21 protein-coding genes are annotated in these 22,118 nt (G+C 42.9%); 20 read left to right on the top strand and 1 reads right to left on the bottom strand.

Annotated elements, in window-relative coordinates:
• Nucleotides 1-53 precede the first annotated feature (53 nt).
• Together ENH88_RS03290 and ENH88_RS03285 are read left to right on the top strand one after the other, a co-directional pair.
• Complete coding sequence (locus ENH88_RS03290) at nucleotides 54-839, top strand: flagellin (RefSeq protein WP_304179390.1); 786 nt, start codon at nucleotides 54-56, stop codon at nucleotides 837-839.
• Nucleotides 840-1,002: 163 nt separating this feature from the next.
• Nucleotides 1,003-2,439, top strand: coding sequence for a sigma-54 dependent transcriptional regulator (locus ENH88_RS03285; protein WP_304179388.1), 1,437 nt, complete (start codon nucleotides 1,003-1,005; stop codon nucleotides 2,437-2,439).
• Between the two features lie 423 nt (nucleotides 2,440-2,862).
• On the opposite strand, the gene ENH88_RS03280 is transcribed toward ENH88_RS03285, so the two are convergent.
• Entirely contained in the window at nucleotides 2,863-3,450 is a 588-nt protein-coding gene (locus ENH88_RS03280) for a DNA-3-methyladenine glycosylase I (protein ID WP_304179386.1), read from the bottom strand.
• A 140-nt stretch (nucleotides 3,451-3,590) separates the two neighbouring features.
• Between ENH88_RS03280 and ENH88_RS03275 the strand changes: the two genes are divergently transcribed.
• The 18 genes from ENH88_RS03275 (at nucleotide 3,591) to flhA (ending at nucleotide 22,108) form a co-directional block, all read left to right on the top strand.
• Entirely contained in the window at nucleotides 3,591-4,703 is a 1,113-nt protein-coding gene (locus ENH88_RS03275; protein WP_304179384.1) for a sensor histidine kinase, read from the top strand.
• Nucleotides 4,700-6,157 carry a sigma-54-dependent transcriptional regulator gene (locus ENH88_RS03270; RefSeq protein ID WP_304179381.1) on the top strand — a complete coding sequence of 486 codons (1,458 nt, stop codon included), beginning with the start codon at nucleotides 4,700-4,702 and terminating at the stop codon, nucleotides 6,155-6,157. Before ENH88_RS03275 ends, ENH88_RS03270 begins: the two co-directional genes overlap by 4 nt.
• Before the next feature lie 177 nt (nucleotides 6,158-6,334).
• Nucleotides 6,335-6,667, top strand: a complete 333-nt coding sequence (gene fliE, locus ENH88_RS03265; RefSeq protein WP_304179380.1) for a flagellar hook-basal body complex protein FliE — start codon at nucleotides 6,335-6,337, stop codon at nucleotides 6,665-6,667.
• Nucleotides 6,668-6,687: 20 nt separating this feature from the next.
• Nucleotides 6,688-8,403: a flagellar basal-body MS-ring/collar protein FliF gene (gene fliF, locus ENH88_RS03260; protein ID WP_304179378.1), complete on the top strand. Its 1,716-nt coding sequence runs from the start codon at nucleotides 6,688-6,690 to the stop codon at nucleotides 8,401-8,403.
• The gene (gene fliG / locus ENH88_RS03255; protein WP_304179376.1) at nucleotides 8,396-9,436 is read left to right on the top strand and encodes a flagellar motor switch protein FliG; all 1,041 of its coding nucleotides are present in this window, start codon (nucleotides 8,396-8,398) and stop codon (nucleotides 9,434-9,436) included. Before fliF ends, fliG begins: the two co-directional genes overlap by 8 nt.
• Before the next feature lie 3 nt (nucleotides 9,437-9,439).
• Entirely contained in the window at nucleotides 9,440-10,258 is an 819-nt protein-coding gene (fliH, locus tag ENH88_RS03250) for a flagellar assembly protein FliH (protein ID WP_304179374.1), read from the top strand.
• A gap of 18 nt (nucleotides 10,259-10,276) precedes the next feature.
• Nucleotides 10,277-11,611: a flagellar protein export ATPase FliI gene (gene fliI, locus ENH88_RS03245; RefSeq protein ID WP_304179373.1), complete on the top strand. Its 1,335-nt coding sequence runs from the start codon at nucleotides 10,277-10,279 to the stop codon at nucleotides 11,609-11,611.
• On the top strand, nucleotides 11,611-12,057 hold the full coding sequence (gene fliJ / locus ENH88_RS03240; protein WP_304179370.1) for a flagellar export protein FliJ: 447 nt from the start codon (nucleotides 11,611-11,613) through the stop codon (nucleotides 12,055-12,057). Before fliI ends, fliJ begins: the two co-directional genes overlap by 1 nt.
• A 129-nt stretch (nucleotides 12,058-12,186) precedes the next feature.
• Nucleotides 12,187-14,427, top strand: a complete 2,241-nt coding sequence (locus ENH88_RS03235; protein ID WP_304179368.1) for a flagellar hook-length control protein FliK — start codon at nucleotides 12,187-12,189, stop codon at nucleotides 14,425-14,427.
• 93 nt (nucleotides 14,428-14,520) lie between these two features.
• Nucleotides 14,521-15,048, top strand: coding sequence for a flagellar basal body-associated protein FliL (fliL, locus tag ENH88_RS03230; RefSeq protein ID WP_304179366.1), 528 nt, complete (start codon nucleotides 14,521-14,523; stop codon nucleotides 15,046-15,048).
• 9 nt (nucleotides 15,049-15,057) lie between these two features.
• On the top strand, nucleotides 15,058-16,146 hold the full coding sequence (gene fliM, locus ENH88_RS03225) for a flagellar motor switch protein FliM (protein ID WP_064666539.1): 1,089 nt from the start codon (nucleotides 15,058-15,060) through the stop codon (nucleotides 16,144-16,146).
• Between the two features lie 22 nt (nucleotides 16,147-16,168).
• Nucleotides 16,169-16,567 (top strand): flagellar motor switch protein FliN, encoded by a 399-nt coding sequence (gene fliN / locus ENH88_RS03220; RefSeq protein ID WP_192540946.1) that lies wholly within the window; start codon nucleotides 16,169-16,171, stop codon nucleotides 16,565-16,567.
• Nucleotides 16,564-16,947: a flagellar biosynthetic protein FliO gene (fliO, locus tag ENH88_RS03215; protein ID WP_304179364.1), complete on the top strand. Its 384-nt coding sequence runs from the start codon at nucleotides 16,564-16,566 to the stop codon at nucleotides 16,945-16,947. The genes fliN and fliO overlap by 4 nt, the downstream gene beginning before the upstream one ends.
• 4 nt (nucleotides 16,948-16,951) lie before the next feature.
• Nucleotides 16,952-17,692, top strand: coding sequence for a flagellar type III secretion system pore protein FliP (gene fliP / locus ENH88_RS03210; RefSeq protein WP_304179362.1), 741 nt, complete (start codon nucleotides 16,952-16,954; stop codon nucleotides 17,690-17,692).
• Nucleotides 17,693-17,735: 43 nt separating this feature from the next.
• The gene (gene fliQ, locus ENH88_RS03205) at nucleotides 17,736-18,005 is read left to right on the top strand and encodes a flagellar biosynthesis protein FliQ (protein WP_304179359.1); all 270 of its coding nucleotides are present in this window, start codon (nucleotides 17,736-17,738) and stop codon (nucleotides 18,003-18,005) included.
• A 1-nt stretch (nucleotide 18,006) separates the two neighbouring features.
• A complete protein-coding gene (gene fliR / locus ENH88_RS03200; RefSeq protein ID WP_304179357.1) occupies nucleotides 18,007-18,786 on the top strand; it encodes a flagellar biosynthetic protein FliR in 780 nt (259 codons plus the stop codon).
• A 9-nt stretch (nucleotides 18,787-18,795) separates the two neighbouring features.
• A complete protein-coding gene (gene flhB, locus ENH88_RS03195; protein ID WP_304179355.1) occupies nucleotides 18,796-19,926 on the top strand; it encodes a flagellar biosynthesis protein FlhB in 1,131 nt (376 codons plus the stop codon).
• A gap of 73 nt (nucleotides 19,927-19,999) precedes the next feature.
• Entirely contained in the window at nucleotides 20,000-22,108 is a 2,109-nt protein-coding gene (gene flhA, locus ENH88_RS03190) for a flagellar biosynthesis protein FlhA (protein ID WP_304179353.1), read from the top strand.
• Nucleotides 22,109-22,118: the final 10 nt, after the last annotated feature.

The following is a 22,118-nucleotide window of genomic DNA, read 5'->3' as shown; positions in this document are numbered from 1 at the left end:
AAAATTTGGCAAATTAAGCTACAATTTAACCAATCAGCGTGTCGGAGCCTGTTATGAAAATTCAATCACCAGCAACTAATTTTTTGAACCAAACACAGCAAACCAGTAACAAGCTTGCAGAGCAACTTGCTACGGGTAAAAAAGTAAACTCTGCAGCGGATGATGCCGCTGCATTACAAATAATCGATAGATTAACTTCGCAGCAAAACGGTTATAGTCAAGCGGTGAATAATGCCTATGATGGTATTTCTTACTCGCAAGCGACCGAATCAAACTTATCGGGTGTGAATGATGCTGTTTCGCGTATTCGTGAATTGTCCATCCAAGCCGGGAATGGGGCATTAAATGATACTGACCGTGCTGCTTTGCAAGAAGAAGTGGTGCAGTTACAAGGCCAAATAACCGAGACGTTCGAAAATGCCAATTTTGCAGGAAAACCTTTGTTTGATGGTCAGTCGGTGTCGTTTCAAGTTGGCCCTGATGCGAATACAAATCAAACGATTACTCCTTCGGACGGTAGTTTTGCATCAGTAATATCAACAATTGATATTTCTACTCAAGCAGGTGCTCAAACAGCAATTGATATTAGTAGCCAGGCTAGCGAGGAAATTAATGTACAACGAGCTGAATTAGGGGCTTTTCAAAATACTTTGGCAAGTACCATTAAAGGCTTGGGGACTCAGCAAGTAAATATCGCAGCGAGTCAAAGTCGTATTCAAGATACAGACTATGCGCAGGCGGTTTCACAGCAGGTATCAAATGACATTTTAGCACAAGCGTCAATTGCACTGCGTGGACAAGCCAACCAATCGGCTGAATCTATTTTAGGCTTGCTTTAACATTAATGATACAGCAGTAATTCTTAAGTATTACTTGCAATTAGCTAAGCGTCTATTTTTTGGCATGGTTGTCAAAAAACTGCCGCTTAGTGCTTGCATCCCTCCCAAACTCGCTTACAATTTAAATTATTAATAGCTTGTAGTAACTGTGGTTCGCTAAATAATGATCTTGATCTTAGACAATAATAATAATCGTGCGATTGGTTTACATGCTGCGCTTACCTTTATTGGTGAGGCCGCGCAACTGCTTGATGATGCAAGCCTTGAACAAGAATGTGAAAAATACCAAAAGCAGTCATGTATGGTGATCCTCGGTGCATTGCAAAGTTTAGATCATGAAAGCGTGATCAAGCGCCATCCAACAATACCATTTCTATTAATTGGTGAAACCCTTAAACCACTGTTGAGCATTGCCAATGTAGTTGGCCTTATCTGTGAACCTTTTAACCATGATGTAACGACTCAATTACTGCATGATTGCCAACAGTATCAACGTATGCTACCAAGTGATCATAAACATCATAAACCGCATAAAACCTTTGATGGCTTAGTGGGTGAAACTGAAGCGGTTAAAGATGTACGTTTTTTAATTGAACAAGTTGCTAAAACGGACGCCAATGTATTAATTTTAGGCGAATCAGGTACTGGTAAGGAGGTGGTGGCCCGTAATGTCCATTTACTTTCAAAACGTAATACTGGGCCATTTGTGCCCGTTAACTGTGGGGCAATCCCTGCGGAGCTATTAGAAAGTGAGTTGTTTGGCCATGAAAAAGGCGCGTTTACCGGTGCTATTTCAGCGCGCAAAGGCCGCTTTGAACTTGCGCAAGGAGGCACGCTGTTTTTAGATGAAATTGGCGATATGCCGCTACAAATGCAAGTAAAGTTATTACGCGTGTTACAAGAGCGCAGCTATGAGCGAGTGGGCGGTACTAAGGCTATTCAAGCTGATGTTAGGGTAATTGCAGCCACGCACCGTGATCTTGAACAGATGATAGAGCAGGGCAGTTTCCGCGAAGATTTATATTATCGACTCAACGTTTTCCCGATTGAAAACCCATCGCTTGCAGAGCGCGCCGATGATATTCCACTATTATTAAAAGAGTTAATGCGCCGTATTAGTGAGCAAAGTGGTACTACCGCTAAATTTACCGAGCGCGCAATTGATAGTCTTAAAGAGCATACGTGGCCGGGTAATATTCGCGAGTTAGCTAACTTAGTTGAGCGTATGGTGATCATGCTGCCAGATAAAGTGGTTGATATTCCCGATCTGCCTGCTAAATACCGTTATATTGAAGTCGATGCTTACGAACCCGAATACCCAGAAGAGCTGCTGGAACGTGATGCGTTTAACGATATTTTCAGTACCGGCTTTAGTGATTATGACGATGAGCCAGAAGTTGAAGCAATTCAGCCATCGGCAGATCTTTTACCCGACGAAGGTATCGAGCTAAAAGATTATTTGGCTGAACTTGAGATCAGTCTGATCACCCAAGCGCTTGAGCGTTATGATTACGTAGTCGCGCGTGCCGCGGAAATTTTAGGTGTACGCCGCACCACTTTAGTTGAAAAAATGAAAAAATATAACTTATCACGAGATTAACAGCTAAGAGCAGGTTTTAGGTGTCAGGTAGTAGGTTTTAGGCAGAAATTAACCAAGCACGATGGTAAAATTACACCTTTAGAATGGGCCTCCTCATTACCCATAGGCGTTAAGCTTGCTGACGCGCTCACCATCTTTAATTCGGGGTGTGCTGTAGTGAATAAATCACTAAAAACTTTTTGCACAAAGAGCAGTGAATGAGAAGACAAAAGACCGAGGGCAACGGGCTGCGAGTATCGCGCTTCGAGGGACGGGCGCATCCTAGCACCTAGCGCTCTTACCTCTAAAGCGCAGCGTCTCTTGACCTCTTTGTGAATAATTTCTTAAAACCAATTTGCACAAAGAGAAGTGAATGAGAGCAAATGAGCAGATAAAATATAAACCCCTTTAGCCATGAATTCTCTAGCTTTTAGATTCTAACACCTAGTATTTCTCAATAATTTCTGCTTTTCTAAAACAGTCATTGCTGTGATCATTGACCATACCACAGGCCTGCATATGGGCGTACACTGTGGTTGGGCCTAAAAATTTAAAGCCACGTTTTTTCAAGTCTTTGGCAAAAGCTGTGGATGCTTCAGTAATTGCGGGGTAATCGCTGAGTTGCTCTAAATTATTCACTAATGGCTTATTGCCAACAAATTGCCATTGATAGTTACTAAAGCTGCCAAACTCTTGTTGGATCTCAATAAAACGCTTTGCGTTATTAATGGTGGCAGCTATTTTTAAGCGGTTGCGAATGATCCCTTCATCCAGCATTAAGCGTTCAACATCGTGCTCGTTCATTTGTGCGACTTTTACTACATCAAAATTCAAAAATGCACGACGATAGCCATCACGTTTCTTTAAAATGGTGTACCAACTTAACCCCGCTTGCGCTGATTCAAGGGTAATAAACTCAAAAAGTGTTTGATCATCATAAACCGGTATTCCCCACTCATCGTCATGATAGGCAACGTAGTCATCTTTGCTGGTATCGAGCCAAGGGCAGCGACATAAATTTGTTGAACTCATAGTGTCTCCTTGCTTTGCTTATTTTAGTTTGTCATTTTTTTGTCGCGTTATTTATGTGCTAAATAATTGAAAATGTTGATAAAAATTATTGGTACAATTTGTGCATTTAGCTAGTTAGATCCCGTAAACGAGAATGCATTATGGCCTTAGCACATGTCTTAAAACCACAATTTATCACAGCTACTCAGTATAACCCATGTCTGCTGCAAGAGGAGTACATTGGTGAGTTAAGTGAATTACGCCAACAAGCGAGTTGGTTAAGTCATTTAGTGGATACCATGCCAGCAGGTGTTGTTGTGCTTGATGGTCGAGGGATGATCGCAAAAGCTAATCAAATCGCTATTGATATGTTGGGTGAACCACTTGAAGGTGAGAAGTGGTTTAGTGTGATCCAACGCTCGTTTCGCCCCCAACAAGATGATGGCCATGAAGTATCACTTAAAGATGGCCGCTTAATTAAGTTAGAAATAAATGCATTAACTCCTGAGCCTGGGCAATTAATCTTAATGACAGACTTGACAGAAACCCGCCGTTTGCAAACGCGAGTTGCGCATATGCAGCGTTTAAGCGCGCTTGGGAAAATGGTGGCGTCACTTGCGCATCAAGTACGTACCCCGCTGTCAGCCGCTATGCTATACGCCGCAAATTTGGGATCGAAACGTTTGCCCGAGAGTTCACGAGGAAATTTTCATACCAAACTGATGTCGCGATTAAGAGATCTCGAAACTCAAGTAAACGATATGCTGTTGTTTGCTAAAAGCGGCGATCAACAAGTTGTTGAGCGTGTATCAATGCAGCAGTTATTAACTGAAGTGAAAGCCGGTGCGGATGCCATGGTGGCACTTAATAATAGTGAACTTGAGGTGAGTTTACCGGAACCAGACATCGAGATCATGGGCAATAAAACGGCCCTTGCCAGTGCCATTCAAAATCTTATTCATAATAGTATTCAAGTTATTGGCAGTAATGCATTCGTGCAATTAAGTGCGCAGCGGAATGTGAGTGACGCTGATCTAGTTTGTATTACTGTCAGCGATAATGGCCCTGGTGTTGACTTAAGCCAAGCAGACAAATTATTCGAACCGTTTTTTACTACACGAAGCCAAGGCACAGGTTTGGGGTTAGCTGTGGTCAGCTCTGTGGCTAATGCGCATCAAGGACGTGTTGAAGTCACGAACAATGCCCAAGGGGGAGCAAGTTTCAGTTTATTGTTGCCTATTTGTGCAGAGTCTAAATCAGTGGAGGCACTATGAACAACACGATTTTAGTTGTCGAAGATGATGCAGGGCTTCGTGAAGCCCTTATTGATACGTTAGAAATGTCAGGTATTGATTGTGTTGCAGCAGATAGCGCTGAGCAAGCAATGGTGCTGTTAAAAAAAGAGTCATTTTCATTGGTCGTCAGTGATGTCCAAATGGGCGCGATGAGTGGCCTTGATTTACTACGCAGCATTAATCTTAACTACCCTGATCTGCCCGTTTTAATGATGACAGCGTATGCGACTATTGATGATGCGGTGGAGGCTATGCGGTTAGGCGCAATTGACTATATGGCGAAACCGTTTGCGCCCGAAGTGTTACTTAATATGGTCAGCCGCTATCTACCAGAGCCTGAAAAAGAAACCGATGGCCCGATTGTCGCCGATCCAAGCAGTATTCAACTACTGGAACTTGCCAGCCGTGTTGCTAAATCCGACGCCAGTGTGATGGTGCTTGGCCCCAGCGGTTCTGGTAAGGAAGTACTCGCTCGCTTTATTCATGATAAATCGGAGCGAGCTGAGCAGCCATTTGTCGCTATTAATTGTGCGGCTATTCCTGAAAATATGCTTGAAGCCACCTTATTTGGCTACGAAAAAGGCGCGTTTACCGGTGCTATTCAAGCTTGCCCGGGTAAATTTGAGCAAGCGCAAGGTGGCACAATTTTACTTGATGAAATCACTGAGATGGAGTTAGGGCTGCAAGCTAAACTATTGCGAGTGTTACAAGAGCGCGAAGTTGAGCGCTTAGGCGGGCGTAAAACCATTAAACTCGATGTGCGAATTTTAGCAACCAGTAACCGTGACTTAAAAGACGCGGTTGCTAATCATCAATTTAGAGAAGACCTGTACTATCGTTTAAATGTATTTCCATTGATGTGGCGACCTCTTTGCCAGCGCCCTGGTGATATTGTTGTACTGGCAAAACATTTAATTGAACGTCATCTAAATAAAAGTAAAGAGCCAATCGCTCAATTGAGTACTGCAGCCGAGCAAAAGCTGTTAGCGCATGCTTGGCCTGGCAATGTACGTGAACTTGATAATGTGATCCAACGTGCCTTAATATTGCGCCATGGTGATGTGATTGATGAGCACGCCATTTTTATTGAAAATTTAACTCAGGCGCCATTAACCACCGCTTTAGCAGAAAATTTAGCCGCGATGAATTCAACTACAAGCAGTTCGCCGACTAACGATGCTTACTATGACGTGCAAGCGCCAGCGATTAAAGCGACCACAGAGCACAACCCGTTACTGGGCGAACTGCCAAGTTTAGACTCTGGCACCTATAAAGATGAGCTCAAAGACAAAGAGCACCGTATTATTTTAGAAACCCTTAACCGCTGCCAAGGTAAGCGTAAGGATGTTGCCGAGACGCTTGGCATTAGTCCGCGCACTTTACGCTATAAGTTGGCACAAATGCGCGATTTGGGAATTGCGTTACCTGCTTAAACCTCAATACTCTGTTTTCCTTTTGTTATTTAATTTACGCTCAGCCTTGCTGGGCGTAAACTTGTCAAAACTCTGACAACCAAAATTCAATTCAACTTATTGATATTTAGTGATTTGTTAGTTGGCACGGTTTGTGCTTTATTAAGTTATTAGTAAACTGCATCGTCAGAGACAATTATGAAAATTCAAAACAGCGCATTATTTCAAGAAATGCAATCTATGGCTCTCGAAGCTGGCCGTAGTAATCAAGCCAATAACTTACCAACGCAGGCTCAGCCAACTTCAAGCGCCCAATTTGGTGATTTGTTAAGTGATGCACTCAATACCGTTAATGGCCTTCAAGCTGATGCGAAACAAAAAGTAACAGCGGTAGAAATGGGCGACCGCAATGTGTCATTAGCGGATGCGATGATCGCATCACAAAAATCGTCTGTGGCCTTTGAAGCAACTGTGCAAGTTCGTAACAAACTTGTAGAAGCCTATAAAGAAATCATGAACATGCCTGTTTAACTGGGTAGTGGAGAATTATTGTGGCGCAATCTAATCAATCAACCGATCTTGCTTTGGCCGGCGGCGGTATCGACCAAACTGATAACGACGATCAACAAGAACAAAAGTCAGGCTATTTAAGTGCATTAAACGGCGTTGATGTATTGCGTCAAGTCACTTTGGTCATTGCGTTAGCTATTTGTTTAGCGATTGCAATCTTCGTGATTATTTGGGCTCGTCAGCCTGATATGCGGCCACTTGGAAAAATGCCGACGGAAGAGCTTATTCAAACGCTCGACTTTTTAGATGCACAAAAGATAGATTATCAACTTGATGGTAATGTGGTATCTGTTGCAGAGGGCGAATATCAAAATATTAAATTGCTGATGACTCGTGAGGGTATTGAGCAAGCACCCAGCTCTGGCACTGATATTATTATGCAAGATATGGGTTTTGGTGTTAGCCAACGCTTAGAGCGTGAGCGGCTAAAACATGGTCGTGAGCAACAACTTGCTCGTACCATCGAAGAATTACAAAATGTCACGCGTGCCAAAGTCTTGTTAGCTATTCCAAAAGAAAATGTATTTGCTCGTCGTGAGAAAAAACCATCAGCCACCGTGGTATTAACCTTAAGAAATGGCCGTATGCTCGGCAGTGAAGAAGTCGACGCTATTGTTGATATCATAGGCTCAGCAGTGCAAGGCTTAGAGCCGTCACGAGTGACTGTAACAGATCAAAACGGCCGTCTACTAAACTCAGGTTCACAAAGTCTATTAGCCTCACGCTCACGTAAAGAATACGAAGTTGAACGTAAACGTGAACAAGAATATTTAGAAAAAATAGACAGCATCCTCATTCCTGTACTGGGCTTAGGTAATTACACGGCACAAGTTGATTTAAGTATGGACTTTAGTGCAATTGAAGAAACCCAAAAACGCTACAACCCTGATTTACCCGCGGTACGCAGCGAGACCACCTTTGAAGAAAACAACATCGGTGGTTTAGCCATCGGTATTCCTGGTGCGTTAACTAACCAACCACCTCTTGACTCAAATATTCCTGAAGTGGCAGGGCAAGGTGGTGCAGGCACAGCGTCATCACCAAGTCGCAGCCACAAAGAAGCAACGCGAAATTATGAACTTGATACCACTATTTCCCATAAGCGTCAGCAAAGTGGTGTGATCCGCCGTATTAGTGTGTCGGTGGCGGTAGATTATCTGGCAACAGTAGGTGAAAATGGTGAAACCACCATGGCACCGCGTTCTGTGGAAGCCTTGTCAAATATTCGGCGTTTACTACAAGGCGGTGTGGGCTTTGACTTACAACGTGGTGATGCCTTAGAAGTTGTAACAGTGCCATTTGTACGTGAACCCATGGACTTAGCAATTGAAGTGCCGTTATGGGAACAAAACTGGTTTATGAAAGTAGTGCGTTTAGTACTTGGTGCGCTGGTTATCATAGTGCTGATTATGGCGGTGGTTAAACCTATGCTGAAACGCCTAATTTACCCAGATGACACCCTTGAAGAATATGATGATGATGCCCTGAGCTCTGGTGTTGATATTGGTGATAACACCCTAGATATGCTAAATAAAGATTTTGATTCTGCTTCGGTTGGCTTCTCAAGTGATGGTACACTACAGTTACCAGACTTACATGGCGATGAAGACTTATTGAAAGCCGTTCGCGCCTTGGTCGCGAATGAACCGGAACTCTCCTCACAAGTTGTGAAAGCGTGGTTAACTGAAGATGACTGATCAAGAACAAAAACAACTGCCAGTAGCGTTTGATGTTGATAAATTAGACGGTGTAGATAAAGCCGCAATCTTACTGCTTAGCTTATCAGAAGAAGATGCAGCGCAAATACTCAAGCACCTTGAACCTAAACAGGTGCAAAAAGTGGGTATGGCAATGGCGGCGATAGATGATCTATCGCAAGCCAAAATAAGCGCTGTTCATAACTTGTTTATAGAACAAATACAAAGCTTTAGTACGATTGGTTTCCAATCGGAAGACTTTATCAAAAAAGCCTTAACCGCAGCACTTGGTGAAGACAAAGCGGCAAGCTTAATTGACCAAATTGTGATGGGGTCTGGGGCAAAAGGCCTTGATTCACTAAAATGGATGGATTCAAAACAAGTTGCTAATATTATTCGCAACGAGCATCCACAAATTCAAACCATTGTTTTATCGTACCTAGAGCCTGAGCAATCGGCCGAAATTTTGGCGCAATTTCCTGAAAAAGTACGCTTAGATTTAACCATGCGAATTGCCAACCTTGAAGAAGTGCAACCAGCAGCCTTGCAAGAGTTGAACGAGATCATGGAAAAACAATTTGCCGGACAAGCTGGCGCGCAAGCTGCAAAAATGGGCGGCTTAAAAGCAGCGGCAGATATTATGAACTACCTTGATACCAATATTGAAGGTCAGTTAATGGATTCAATCCGTGAGCATGACGAAGAAATGTCGCAACAGATTCAAGATCTGATGTTTGTATTTGAAAACTTAATGGATGTAGACGATCGTGGTATTCAAGCTATCTTGCGCGAAGTCCAGCAAGATGTGTTGATGAAAGCAATCAAAGGCACTGATGATGCATTGAAAGAAAAAATTCTCAGCAATATGTCAAAACGTGCCGCCGAATTACTGGCTGACGATCTTGAAGCGATGGCACCGGTGCGTATTAGTGAAGTAGAAGCGGCGCAAAAAGAAATCTTATCTACGGCACGCCGTCTCGCTGATTCAGGTGAAATTATGCTTGGTGGTGGTGGTGGTGAGGAGTTCTTGTAAACCATGACCAAACCTATCAAATATCAAGGCCGTCCTTTACGTGCTAGTGAAGCGGTTGATGAATTATTAGAAAACTGGCCAATTCCAGATGTCACACAAGACACCCGAAAATTTGCTGGTCGCTCAACGGCGTTTGGCACACCACTGGCGGATTTATATCGTAAAGAGCTTGAACAAAGCGCAGAAGATTTGGAGCCTGAAGAGCCAGAGCTGCCTTCGTTAACGATGGCAGAGCTGGAACGCATTCGCCAAGATGCTTATGAAGAAGGCTTAAAACAAGGCCACGAACAAGGTTATATTGATGGCTTTGAAAAAGGCGTCGGGGAAGGCAAAGAAGCCGGCTATAAAGAAGGTATTGAGCTTGGCAAAACACAAGGCCAAGAAGATGTAAAACCACTGATTGAAGAACAGCTAACTAGTCTAAAAGCATTGTTAGATAGCTTGTCAGCACCGCTTGCAAAAGTGGATGATGACGCTGAAAAGCAGCTAGTTCAGTTAACCGTTATGCTGACTGAAGCGCTTGTTTACCAAGAAATCAAAACCTCACCAGAGATTGTTTTGCAAAGCTTAAAGCAATGTATTGATGTATTAGCTAGCGAGCAGCAAAGTGTGCGTATTCATTTACACCCTGAAGATATCGAGCTGGTAAAAAACAGTTATGGTGACGCTGCGTTGACAGATAATCACTGGCAATTGGTACCAGAGCCTACGTTAGAGCGTGGTGGCTGCCAAGTGAAAACCCCACAATCATCCATTGATATGACCATCAAAACCCGCGTCAAAGAAACATTGGATAGCTTTTTGCATAGTAGTGGTATCTAACGTTATTTTTGGTTTGCAATGAGCTCTCAACCTCGTCCATTAAGTGAACGCTTACAACAGTATCAACAGCATATTCATCGGCCGACACCCGCAGTGGCAGGAATTTTAACCCGCGTTGTGGGGTTAACCTTAGAGGCGAAAGGATTACGCGCGCCGGTGGGTAGTCAATGTAAAATTGAGACTATGCATGGTTTTGTTGATGCCGAAATTGTTGGCTTTAACGATCAAACATTGTATTTAATGCCCAACGATCATATTTCAGGTGTACTGCCTGGCGCACGGGTGATCCCACAAGTGAACGACACGGGATTGCCTGTAGGCATGTGTTTACTTGGCCGCGTAGTTGATGGGCTAGGTCGTCCACTTGATGGTCTTGGGGCAATCAAGGCTGAGCATTATTTAAAATTTGCGCAAAACACCATTAACCCGTTATCACGACGACCAATCACTCAACCGATGGATGTTGGTGTGCGCGCGATTAATTCAGTGATCACTGTTGGTCAAGGCCAGCGCATGGGTTTATTTGCAGGATCTGGTGTGGGTAAATCAGTATTATTGGGCATGATGACCCGCGGCTCCGAAGCAGATGTTATCGTGGTTGGCCTTGTAGGTGAACGTGGTCGTGAAGTAAAAGAATTTATCGAAGAAATATTAGGGGTGGAAGGACGTAAACGTTCAGTGGTTGTTGCTGCACCTGCCGATGCTTCCCCTTTGATGCGTTTAAAAGGCTGTGAAAGTGCCGTGACTATTGCAGAATATTTTCGCGATCAAGGTTTAAATGTTCTATTGTTGCTTGATTCGGTGACGCGTTATGCCATGGCACAACGTGAAATAGCCCTAGCAGTGGGTGAGCCGCCAGCAACCAAAGGCTACCCGCCTTCAGTATTTGCCAAACTACCTGCGCTGGTGGAACGTGCTGGTAATGGCGGCGAAGGACAAGGCTCTATCACGGCATTTTTTACGGTTCTTAGCGAAGGGGATGATATGCAAGATCCGATTGCCGATGCGGCGCGGGCCATTTTAGACGGTCATATCGTGTTATCACGAGAGCTTGCAGACAGTGGTCATTATCCTGCTATTGACATAGAGAAATCGATTTCGCGGGTGATGCCACAAGTTGTTTCAGAGCCTCATATGCAGCAAGCCCGCGTGCTAAAACAAGTGTATTCAATGTTCCAACAAAATAAAGATATGATCACGCTAGGGGCTTATCAAAAAGGCACCGACCAAATGCTTGATCAAGCAATCAATATGATGCCAAGAGTGAATGCCTTTTTACAACAAGGTATGAAAGAGGTGATCAGTTATGATGATGGCCTACAAGGGCTCGCGCAATTATTAGGGCAAGCATAATGGCGAATAATAAGCTCGATTTATTGCTAAAAATAGAAAACGATAAAGAAGAGTCGTTACGGATGAATTTTTTGCAAGCGCAGCAAAACTTGCAAGTTAATCAACAAAAGCTGCAGGGATTGAATAACTTTAGGCTGGAGTATACTCAGCAATTACACTTGAAGGGACAATCTGGTTTAAGTAGTGCTGGGTTTAGTCAATACCATGCTTTTATTGCCAAAATAGAAGAAGCCATTCGTCAACAAGCTAATACCGTGAGTACTGCTAAACAGGTTGTTTCACAACGGCAAAGCTTATGGCTGAAACAGCAAATAAAAGCCAAAGCGGTTGCTAAATTAATAGAGAAACAACAGCTTAAAGCGAATGTGATCGCACAAAAGAATGAACAGAAAATGTTAGATGAATTTTCAGCAAATCAATTTTACCAAAGACACCGCAGTTTATAATTCATTGCGCTAAGTTGGATTATTTATTTATTCTAATCAGCCTAGGCATATTACTTGCTTATTTAATACATGAAGTATTTATTCTGGCAATTTGCGGCGGCAAATTGCCACTTTTAATCTAGGTGAATTATGGCTATTAGTGATCTTTCAGTGTTTATCTCAACTGATAAGGATGTTCAGTTAAACAAAAAAGACAGTGCCAAAGGCAGTGCAGCAACAGATAATGAAAGCACTCAAGGTGTTGATTTTTTTAGTCAATTACAAACTGCGCGTAATACTGTTGAATCCCCTGTGAAAGAGCCTAATAGCAGCATTGCAGCCGCATCTAGCGAGGTAGTTGTAGTCGCGGGCAAAACTGAAAAAACAGTAACCGACACTGAAAGCGATGCGACTATTTCCGGTGATGCCATGCTCGCACAGATCACCGCAGCCAATAATATGGATACCAGCGTAAATAGTACGTCAGCTACAAATTCTGCACTCACAACACGATTTGGTAGCTATCAAGAAGAAGCAATCGACCCAGATACACTTATTGAGCTCAAAACACCGCGTCCTATTGACAAAGTAACCCCTATTATTGACACCCCACTAGAGGCTGATGAGCCTGTTGATAAGCAACTAAAAGCGACGCTGCTAACAGAAAAAACCGTTGTTGCAGAAGCCATTGATAAACAGTTGCAACTCAAGGGGAATACTGCTGGTGGAGACGCTGTCACACCTATCATCGATGACGTGCAATCAGTCAAAGACAAACAGCCAGCTAAAGACGAACAATTGACAAAAGATATGCCGCTGAATAAAGTACTGGCTCAGCAATCTCCTGTATTATCAGGCTCTGCATTAGTTAAAGAGGTTGTTGCAGACAGCAGTGGTGAAAAAATAAAGCCAAGTGCTTATGCATCACAAGCAGCAGAGCAGAGCAGTTTGATTAAGGGGGATGCAAGCGCATCGCTAACAGAGGCTGCTGCGGCTATAAAAACCGCTTTAATGGCGGGTGAGGCAGGCAATACAAAACCGGTTAATACTGCGCCATCAGCACACGCTGCTGCACAACACATTGAAAATACTACAAAACCTAATGATGCAGCGTTAGATCAGAGCACCAAGTTATTGCTGAGTGAACAACCGGCAGGACAAAAAAATGCAGATCCATTATTAGTTAACTTAACACCAGAGCAACGGCAACAGTTGCAAACACAAGTAAATGCTATCCGTGAGCAAGGTGCCACAAGGGCTAACGTAACTGATTTAAAACAAATGCTGGCTGAATTTGTAGAGCTTAATAGTAAAGAAGTTGCAAAACCTAGCACGGCCGTTGCGACTATGAACACGGCAGAGCTAACTCAACTAAGTAAAGACATTTCGCTGTTAAGTCCTGTGCAAAAACAGGCATTAAGCCAGCAATTACAAAATTTTGTCAGCACTGAGCAGCCCAAAGGGGCTTTATTAACTCAGATCAATACAGCTATTGCTGAATTAGCCCAGCCAGAGAGTACTGAAAAACTGATTGAATCAAAAGCTCAATTGACCGTTCAGTCAATGACAGATAATTTAGCAAGCACTGCGACTACCTCGAGTCGTAACACTACTTCAGATACAAATAATAAAGTATCTGTGGCACAAGATACATTTATAAAGGTCGCGAGCAAAGAGCAAGAAGTGAAACTGGCAGTGCAAGATAATGTTTTAAAAAGCGATCAATTTGCTGAAAGTATTAAAACAGAGCAAAGCCAAGTTCGAGATAACTCTTTGACTCGTGTTAATCAGTTGTTTGGACAAATTACAGGGCTGACAACGGCACTTACAGCAACGGTGGTTTCTGAAGGTAGTGAGCAAAGTTATCAACAAGCACTGGCTGATATGCAAGTAATGCACGCTCAACAAGCGAGTCCTACATCAGCAACCAAACAAGTAAACCTTGACCCTACGGTATTGCAAGCGTTGAATATTGTGAAAAGTGACGCGGCTAAGTTATTACAAGAACGAGTGAGCGCTTTATTAAGTATCAACAATAAAGAAGCTGAAATACGTCTAGACCCACCAGAAATGGGCAGCATGCAAATTCGTATTCGTAGTGATGCCGAGCAAGCACACATTAATTTTGTTGTGCAAAATCAACAAGCCAAAGAAGCGCTTGAGCAATCATTACCCCGATTACGTGAATTACTAGCACAACAAGGTATTGAATTAGGCGAAAGTAGTATTCAGCAAGGAAATAGCCAAGCTGAACACGGTGCCGATGGACAGCAAAATGGCCAAGGTCAATCGGCAAGTCAGCAACAAAATGAACAGCAGGATAGCGTAACTCAGCAACCATCAGGAGCAACTGGGCAACAATCTTCATCATCAATAGATTACTATGCCTAACACCTGCTATTATAAGACTATAAAAATAAATAACTTGATGGTGTGTAGTGACACTCGTAATATCGCTATTATCAAGGAATAAAGGAAATTGGCATGGCTGAAGAAGCAAATTTAGAAATTGAAGACGGTAGCAAAAATAAAAAGAAGTGGATCATCATTATTGCAGCGGCCGTTTTAGTAATAGGTGGTGCAGCCTGGTTTTTCTTGATGTCAGGCTCTGATGCTGCACCAGAAACACTTGCCGATGAATCAGTTACGGCATCAGAGCCCGCTACTGCCAGTGGTGATGGTGCAAAAGTCGGCAGTGCTTTGTATGTCGCTATGCCGCGACCATTTATTTTTAATGTCCCTGGCGCCAGTCGTGATCGTATCGTGCAAATTAAAGTGCAATTGTTGGTACGTGGTGATGTCAATGAAGAAATTGCCAAAAAGCATATTCCACTGATTGAAGGCACCTTACTTGGCGTATTTTCAACCACGACAGCCGATGAACTCGGCACCAGTGAAGGAAAAGAAACACTACGAGTGGCAGCGCTTGATAAAGTACAAGCTGCGTTAACTGACGTAGAAGGTAGTAAAGTAATCGAGCGGGTGTTGTTTACCGGCTTTGTAATGCAATAAGGGGTCAGCGTGAGCGATTTATTATCCCAAGATGAAATCGATGCCCTCTTACATGGTGTTGATGAAGTCGAAGAGGAGGATTTACAAGACGGTGATGATGGCGGTAGTACGCTGCAATACGATTTTTCTTCACAAGATCGTATTGTTCGTGGCCGTATGCCGACTTTGGAAATTGTTAACGAACGCTTTGCAAGGCACATGCGCATCAGCTTGTTCAATATGATGCGCCGTACTGCTGAAGTCTCTATCAATGGCGTACAAATGATAAAGTTTGGTGAGTATATCCACACTTTATTTGTTCCTACCAGCCTTAATATGGTGCGTTTTCGTCCGCTTAAAGGCACCGGCTTAATCACCATGGAAGCACGGTTAGTGTTTATTTTGGTTGATAACTTTTTCGGTGGTGATGGTCGCTATCATGCGAAAATAGAAGGGCGCGAATTTACGCCAACCGAACGACGTATCGTGCAAATGCTGCTAAAAATAATCTTTGAAGATTACAAAGAAGCATGGGCGCCAGTTATGGACGTGTCTTTTGAATACCTTGATTCAGAAGTAAACCCTGCGATGGCAAATATTGTTAGTCCAACCGAAGTGGTCGTGATCAGTTCATTCCACATTGAACTTGACGGCGGCGGTGGTGATTTTCATATTGCCTTGCCATATTCAATGCTTGAACCTATTCGTGAATTGCTCGATGCGGGTGTGCAATCGGATACAGAAGACACCGATTTACGTTGGAGTAAAGCGCTCCGTGATGAAATTATGGATGTGGAAGTTGAAATATCAACACAATTACTCGAAGTTGATTTAAGCTTAGCGCAAATAATGGAATTAAAAGCAGGGGATATTATCCCTGTTGAAATGCCAGAGCATATCACGGTATTCGTTGAAGAATTACCAACATTTAGAGCCAAAATGGGTCGCTCTCGCGATAATGTTGCGCTACAAATTAGTGAAAAAATTAAACGTCCTGAATCGGTTAAATCGGAACTGCATGTCTTTACTAAAGGCGGCAAAAAACTTGATTCAGATGCGGAATTAGCAGAACTAGAAGATGATCTACACCTTTCGGAAGGCGTAGATTTAGACTGGTAAGAGAATAAAAAGGTTTAATAGTATGAGTGATGACCAAGATACAATGGACGAATGGGCCGCAGCATTGGCAGAAGCCGAAGGAACAGATAGTGCTGATGGTGCCAAAGTAACTGAGCTTGACGAGTTAAGTGACACTAGACATGAAATGAGTGGCGAAGAAAAACGCAAACTCGATACAATTTTAGATATCCCCGTTACGATTTCCATGGAAGTCGGACGTTCAAAAATCAATATTCGTAACTTACTTCAGCTTAACCAAGGATCGGTGGTTGAACTTGATCGCGTAGCAGGAGAACCATTGGATGTATTAGTTAATGGTACATTGATAGCGCACGGTGAAGTGGTCGTAGTGAATGATAAATTTGGTATCCGCCTGACTGACGTGATCAGCCAAGTTGAACGGATCAAAAAATTGCGATGAACAGTTGGCTATTTTTATCTACCGCAGCCAGCACAGCGCTGCCCACAGCGACACCGATGGGCGATTTACTGTCAATGGCGATGTCTTTAATCATGGTGCTAGTACTGATTGTAGTACTGGCATTTTTGGTTAAAAAACTAAATCCTAATTTATCGAATACAGATGAATTTAAAGTGGTACGAAGTTTACCGTTAAGTACACGAGAGCGATTGATGGTTATCGAAATTGATAATTGTCAGCACTTACTTGGTGTTACACCACACAGTATTAACTACCTGCATAAATTAGAAACTCCGTTGAGCGAAAAAGAGTTGCCGGCTCTTGCAGAGCGCTTTGGTAAGCTTTTAAACCCACAAACTAACCACACTAAAAAGAACTAATAATATGATTAAGTGGCTGCTGCTATTTTTTGCACTGATTTTCATACCTTCAGTTAACGCCGAAGGTATCGAAGCGTTGAGTATTACTACCAACCCTGATGGTTCACAAGATTACTCGGTAACGCTGCAAGTGCTCGCCATTATGACTGCGCTCAGTTTTATTCCCGCAGCGGTGATCATGATGACTTCATTTACACGGATCATCGTGGTGTTGGCAATTTTACGCCAAGCCATTGGTTTGCAACAAACGCCTTCCAATCAAATACTATTAGGTATGTCATTATTTTTAAGTATTTTTATTATGGCGCCGGTGTACCAAAAAGTGAATGAGCAGGCGATTGAACCGTACTTGAATGAGCAGGTCACATCGATTCAAGCCTTAGAGCTTGCCAAAGAGCCAATGAAGGCATTTATGCTTTCACAAGTGCGTATTAAAGACTTAGAAACGTTCGCTAAAATTGCAGGTTATGATCAGTTAGACTCACCTGAAGCGACACCATTAATCGTGCTTATTCCTGCTTTTGTAACCAGTGAACTGCAAACCGCGTTTATTATCGGCTTTATGTTTTTTATTCCATTTTTGATCGTTGACTTAGTGGTTGCGTCGGTATTAATGGCAATGGGTATGATGATGTTATCGCCGATGATAGTGTCGTTACCATTTAAAATTATGTTGTTTGTACTGGTTGATGGTTGGAGCTTAGTCATGGGCACTTTAGCGAAAAGCTTTGGTTTGGGTACCTAATATGGCAATACAACACTGTGTAAAGCACGGCTAGGAGCGCAACATGGAACCGGAAATTTTTGTTGATATACTCAGCGATGCCTTATTCTTAGTTATTAAGTTAGTCTCCGCGATTGTAGTACCAGGCCTGTTGGTCGGTTTAGTGGTGGCGGTGTTTCAGGCCGCAACCTCAATTAATGAACAAACCCTCAGTTTTTTACCACGCTTATTAATTACCATCAGCGCGCTGATTGTCGGTGGCCATTGGTTAACCCAAGAGTTGATGGACTTTTTTACACGGTTAATCATACTTATCCCAGAGATTGCAGGCTAGTATGGAGTTCCCTTTTTCGCTCATCATCCAGTGGCTGAGTGACTTTTTACTGCCGTTAGTGCGTATCAGCTCGATGATTATGGTAATGGCAGGCATTGGTGCTAAAACTGTGCCCACGCGGATAAAAATGGGGCTTGCCGTGGTCACTACTTTTTTAGTGGTGCCCGTGTTACCACCTGTCACGTTTAATAACTTATTCTCCTTTGAAATGATTTTAGTGGTCATTCAACAACTGCTTATTGGTGTCGCTATTGGTTTTGCTTCATTGTTAATGTTAAATACTTTTGTATTGGCTGGACAAATTTTGGCGATGCAAACTGGTTTAGGTTTTGCCTCCATTGTTGATCCTTCCAATGGTATGAGTGTGCCTGCTGTGGGGCAGTTTTATTTGATTCTAGCCACGCTATTATTTTTTGTATTTAATGGCCATTTAATGATGATCCAAATGGTGGTGCACAGTTTTGACGTTTTGCCGATAGATGGTAATTGGTGGGCGGTGGATCACTATTGGGACATAGTGACATGGGGCGGCTGGATGTTTACTACGGCACTGGTGTTATCTTTGGCGCCTTTAACTGCAATGCTGGTGATTAATATGTCGTTTGGCGTGATGACCCGCGCAGCGCCGCAGTTAAATATTTTTTCTATTGGTTTTCCGTTTACTCTAGTGGCAGGGCTGGTGATTATATGGGCAACCTTAGGTAACTTTGTGACTCAATTTGAATTTCAATGGCTAAAAATGGTTGAGTTAATGTGTACTTTAGTTGGTTGTTCCCCTTAGGAGAGAGTGATGGCTGAAGATTCAGGTCAAGAAAAAACCGAAGAACCCACTGGAAAAAAAATTGAAGAGTCGAAAAAGAAAGGTCAAATAGCTCGCTCTAAAGAGCTAGGCACCATGTTTGTACTTATTTTTTCTGCTATCTCTTTGCTGATGTACGGACCTGAAATTGGCAAGGGTTTGTATAATATTATGGGCCGTATGTTGAGCTTAAATCGCAATGAAACGTACGATACCACCAAGATGTTTTCGGTATGGGGAACTGTTGCCGATGCGTTGCTATTTCCGATGGCGATGTTTGTGTTTATTATTGTACTGGCGGCTTTTATTGGCAACACTTTGCTCGGCGGCTTTAACTTTAGTTGGCAAGCAGCAGCACCAAAAGCCAGCAAAATGTCGCCAGCCAAAGGCATTAAACGGATGCTAGGCCCTCAAGCGGGGGTTGAGCTGGTTAAATCGATTTTAAAATTTGTCGTAGTTGCAGGCTTTGCCATATTTTTGATTAATACTTTTTTTGATGAAATTCTCCATTTGAGTGTTGAAAGTGCGCCAGGCAATATTATTCATGCTTTAGAAATACTGGCTTGGATGTTTTTAGGATTAACCTGCACCTTAACCATTATTGCTGCCATTGATGCGCCATACCAAAGCCATAAACATCACAAAGAATTAAAAATGACTTTGCAAGAAGTCAAAGATGAATATAAAAATTCTGAAGGTGACCCACAAATAAAAGCCCGTATCAGGCAAACGCAAAGACAAATGTCGCAGCGCCGCATGATGCAGGATGTGCCTGATGCCGATGTCGTTGTTACTAACCCTACTCATTACTCTGTGGCATTAAAGTACGATACTGAGCGTGCCGGCGCACCGATTGTGGTTGCCAAAGGCGTAGACGAAATGGCGATGCAAATTAGAAAAATAGCCATTGGTAACGAGGTCGCAATTGTGGAATCCCCTATGTTGACACGGGCACTGTATCATACCGCCGAAGTGGGTGAGCAAATTCCTGACCAACTATTTACCGCGGTCGCACAAGTTTTAGCTTATGTATTTCAGCTAAAACGTTTTCAAAAAGGTCGCGGCAAACGGCCAACAAAATTAAATAAAACGTTACCTATCCCAGATGCTTATAAATACTAAATCAGCTTAATTAATAACTTGGAATAGTTATTGCAAATTCCGTGTAGTGTCAATTTTTTGAAATTGTAGAATTATGGAATTTAAAGCTGTATTACAACAACTTAACAAAGATAAAAAAGAGTATTTGAAAGGCGTTGGTACGCCTTTGCTGGTGCTTGCTGCGCTGGGCATGGTGATATTACCGTTACCGCCATTTTTACTCGACATTCTTTTTTCGTTTAATATAGCTTTAGCGCTAGTGGTTTTGTTGGTAACCGTATACACCATGAAACCGGTAGACTTTGGGATGTTCCCCGCCGTGCTATTGATTGCCACCATTATGCGTTTAGCCCTTAACGTGGCCAGTACTCGGGTAGTATTGCTAGAAGGGCACAACGGCGGGGATTCCGCCGGTAAAGTAATTGAAGCTTTCGGCTCGGTGGTGATCGGAGGTAATTATGCTGTTGGTCTTGTTGTATTTTTAATCTTGATCATCATTAACTTTGTGGTAATCACGAAAGGCGCAGGGCGGATCTCTGAAGTATCAGCACGCTTTACCTTAGATGCGATGCCAGGTAAACAAATGGCCATTGATGCTGATTTAAATGCGGGTTTTATCAGTGCCGAGCAAGCGCGAGACCGTCGTGAAGAAGTCACTCGCGAAGCCGACTTCTACGGCTCAATGGATGGGGCAAGTAAGTTTGTAAAAGGCGATGCGATTGCCGGTATCGTCATTTTGATCATCAATATTGTCGGTGGTTTATTTGTTGGCATGATCCAGCATGATTTAAGCTTTGGCAACGCTATGGAAGTGTATACCTTGCTTACCATTGGTGATGGCTTAGTTGCGCAATTACCATCATTACTATTATCAATTGGCACTGCAATCGTTGTAACCCGTCAAAATGAATCGCTCAATATGGGCGACCAATTCAAGAAACAGCTCGGTAATGAAAAATCATTATTTATCGCTTCAGGTATTTTAATCGTGATGGGTTTAGTGCCGGGTATGCCACATTTTGCATTTTTAAGCTTAGGGGCGTTACTGGGTTACCTCGCTTATTATGTACAGCAAAATAAACTTAAAGAAGCGGCAGCGAAAGAAGCTGAAGCTGCAAATGGTGGGCCTGCTGGCACCGGTGTTGCAAATAAACAAGAGCAAAAAGAACTTGGTTGGGATGATGTTCAGCAAGTGGATGTAATTGGTCTTGAAGTTGGCTATCGTTTAATTCCATTGGTTGATCAATCACAAGGTGGCGAGCTGTTAAATCGGATCAAAGGGGTACGTAAAAAATTATCTCAAGAATTAGGGTTTTTAGTACCACCAGTGCATATTCGCGATAACTTAGAACTTGACCCTAATGCATACAGAATCACCATGATGGGTGTATCAACGGGTGAAGGTGAGCTTAAGCATGGCGATGAGCTGGCGATAAACCCTGGGCAAGTATTTGGCCCAATCAAAGGGATTGAAACAAAAGATCCTGCTTTTGGTTTAGATGCCATTTGGATCAAACCTGATCAAAAAGATGAAGCGCAATCGCTTGGTTATACGGTGGTTGATGCAGCGACTGTGGTAGCAACGCATATAAGTCAATTATTGACTAACAGTGCCGCGCTATTACTTGGCCATGAAGAAGTACAAAACCTCCTTGATATGCTTGCCAAGAGCCACCCTCGGTTAGTTGAAGGGCTAGTACCAGATACCTTGCCACTGACGGTCATTGTTAAAGTATTACAAAATTTATTGAATGAAGGCGTTGCTATTCGTGATATGCGCTCAATTGTGCAAACCTTAGTTGAGTACGGCCCACGTAGTCAAGATCCTGATGTACTAACGGCCGCAGTGCGTATTTCCCTGCGCAGATTAATTGTTCAAGACGCGGTTGGTATGTCAGCAGAAATCCCTGTCATAACCTTGGCGCCTGAGTTGGAACAGATGTTGCATCAGTCACTGCAAAATGCAGGCGACGAAGGGGCCGGAATAGAACCAGGACTTGCAGAGCGACTTCAACAATCATTAAATGAAGCGCATCAAAACCAAGAAATGGCCGGTGAACCTTCGATATTGCTAACGTCAGGAATGTTACGCACTGTGTTATCTCGTTTTGTTAAGTACACCATTCCAGGATTGCGAGTGATGTCTTACCAAGAGGTACCAGACGAAAGACAGATCAAGATTGTCAGCTCAGTAGGCCAATAATCGGATTTTA

It is taken from the genome of Pseudoalteromonas prydzensis (assembly GCF_011050055.1).
GTDB lineage: Bacteria > Pseudomonadota > Gammaproteobacteria > Enterobacterales > Alteromonadaceae > Pseudoalteromonas > Pseudoalteromonas prydzensis_A.
This window is presented reverse-complemented; position numbering and strand designations above follow the sequence as displayed.

Coding starts and splice junctions, on each gene's coding strand:
- fliR (WP_304179357.1), top strand. CDS start 18,007: ATGGAGTTCCCTTTTTCGCTCATCATCCAGTGGCTGAGTGACTTTTTA.
- ENH88_RS03270 (WP_304179381.1), top strand. CDS start 4,700: ATGAACAACACGATTTTAGTTGTCGAAGATGATGCAGGGCTTCGTGAA.
- fliN (WP_192540946.1), top strand. CDS start 16,169: ATGAGTGATGACCAAGATACAATGGACGAATGGGCCGCAGCATTGGCA.
- ENH88_RS03235 (WP_304179368.1), top strand. CDS start 12,187: ATGGCTATTAGTGATCTTTCAGTGTTTATCTCAACTGATAAGGATGTT.
- fliQ (WP_304179359.1), top strand. CDS start 17,736: ATGGAACCGGAAATTTTTGTTGATATACTCAGCGATGCCTTATTCTTA.
- ENH88_RS03285 (WP_304179388.1), top strand. CDS start 1,003: ATGATCTTGATCTTAGACAATAATAATAATCGTGCGATTGGTTTACAT.
- ENH88_RS03275 (WP_304179384.1), top strand. CDS start 3,591: ATGGCCTTAGCACATGTCTTAAAACCACAATTTATCACAGCTACTCAG.
- fliE (WP_304179380.1), top strand. CDS start 6,335: ATGAAAATTCAAAACAGCGCATTATTTCAAGAAATGCAATCTATGGCT.
- fliJ (WP_304179370.1), top strand. CDS start 11,611: ATGGCGAATAATAAGCTCGATTTATTGCTAAAAATAGAAAACGATAAA.
- ENH88_RS03280 (WP_304179386.1), bottom strand. CDS start 3,450: ATGAGTTCAACAAATTTATGTCGCTGCCCTTGGCTCGATACCAGCAAA.
- fliL (WP_304179366.1), top strand. CDS start 14,521: ATGGCTGAAGAAGCAAATTTAGAAATTGAAGACGGTAGCAAAAATAAA.
- flhA (WP_304179353.1), top strand. CDS start 20,000: ATGGAATTTAAAGCTGTATTACAACAACTTAACAAAGATAAAAAAGAG.
- ENH88_RS03290 (WP_304179390.1), top strand. CDS start 54: ATGAAAATTCAATCACCAGCAACTAATTTTTTGAACCAAACACAGCAA.
- flhB (WP_304179355.1), top strand. CDS start 18,796: ATGGCTGAAGATTCAGGTCAAGAAAAAACCGAAGAACCCACTGGAAAA.
- fliG (WP_304179376.1), top strand. CDS start 8,396: ATGACTGATCAAGAACAAAAACAACTGCCAGTAGCGTTTGATGTTGAT.
- fliH (WP_304179374.1), top strand. CDS start 9,440: ATGACCAAACCTATCAAATATCAAGGCCGTCCTTTACGTGCTAGTGAA.
- fliO (WP_304179364.1), top strand. CDS start 16,564: ATGAACAGTTGGCTATTTTTATCTACCGCAGCCAGCACAGCGCTGCCC.
- fliI (WP_304179373.1), top strand. CDS start 10,277: ATGAGCTCTCAACCTCGTCCATTAAGTGAACGCTTACAACAGTATCAA.
- fliP (WP_304179362.1), top strand. CDS start 16,952: ATGATTAAGTGGCTGCTGCTATTTTTTGCACTGATTTTCATACCTTCA.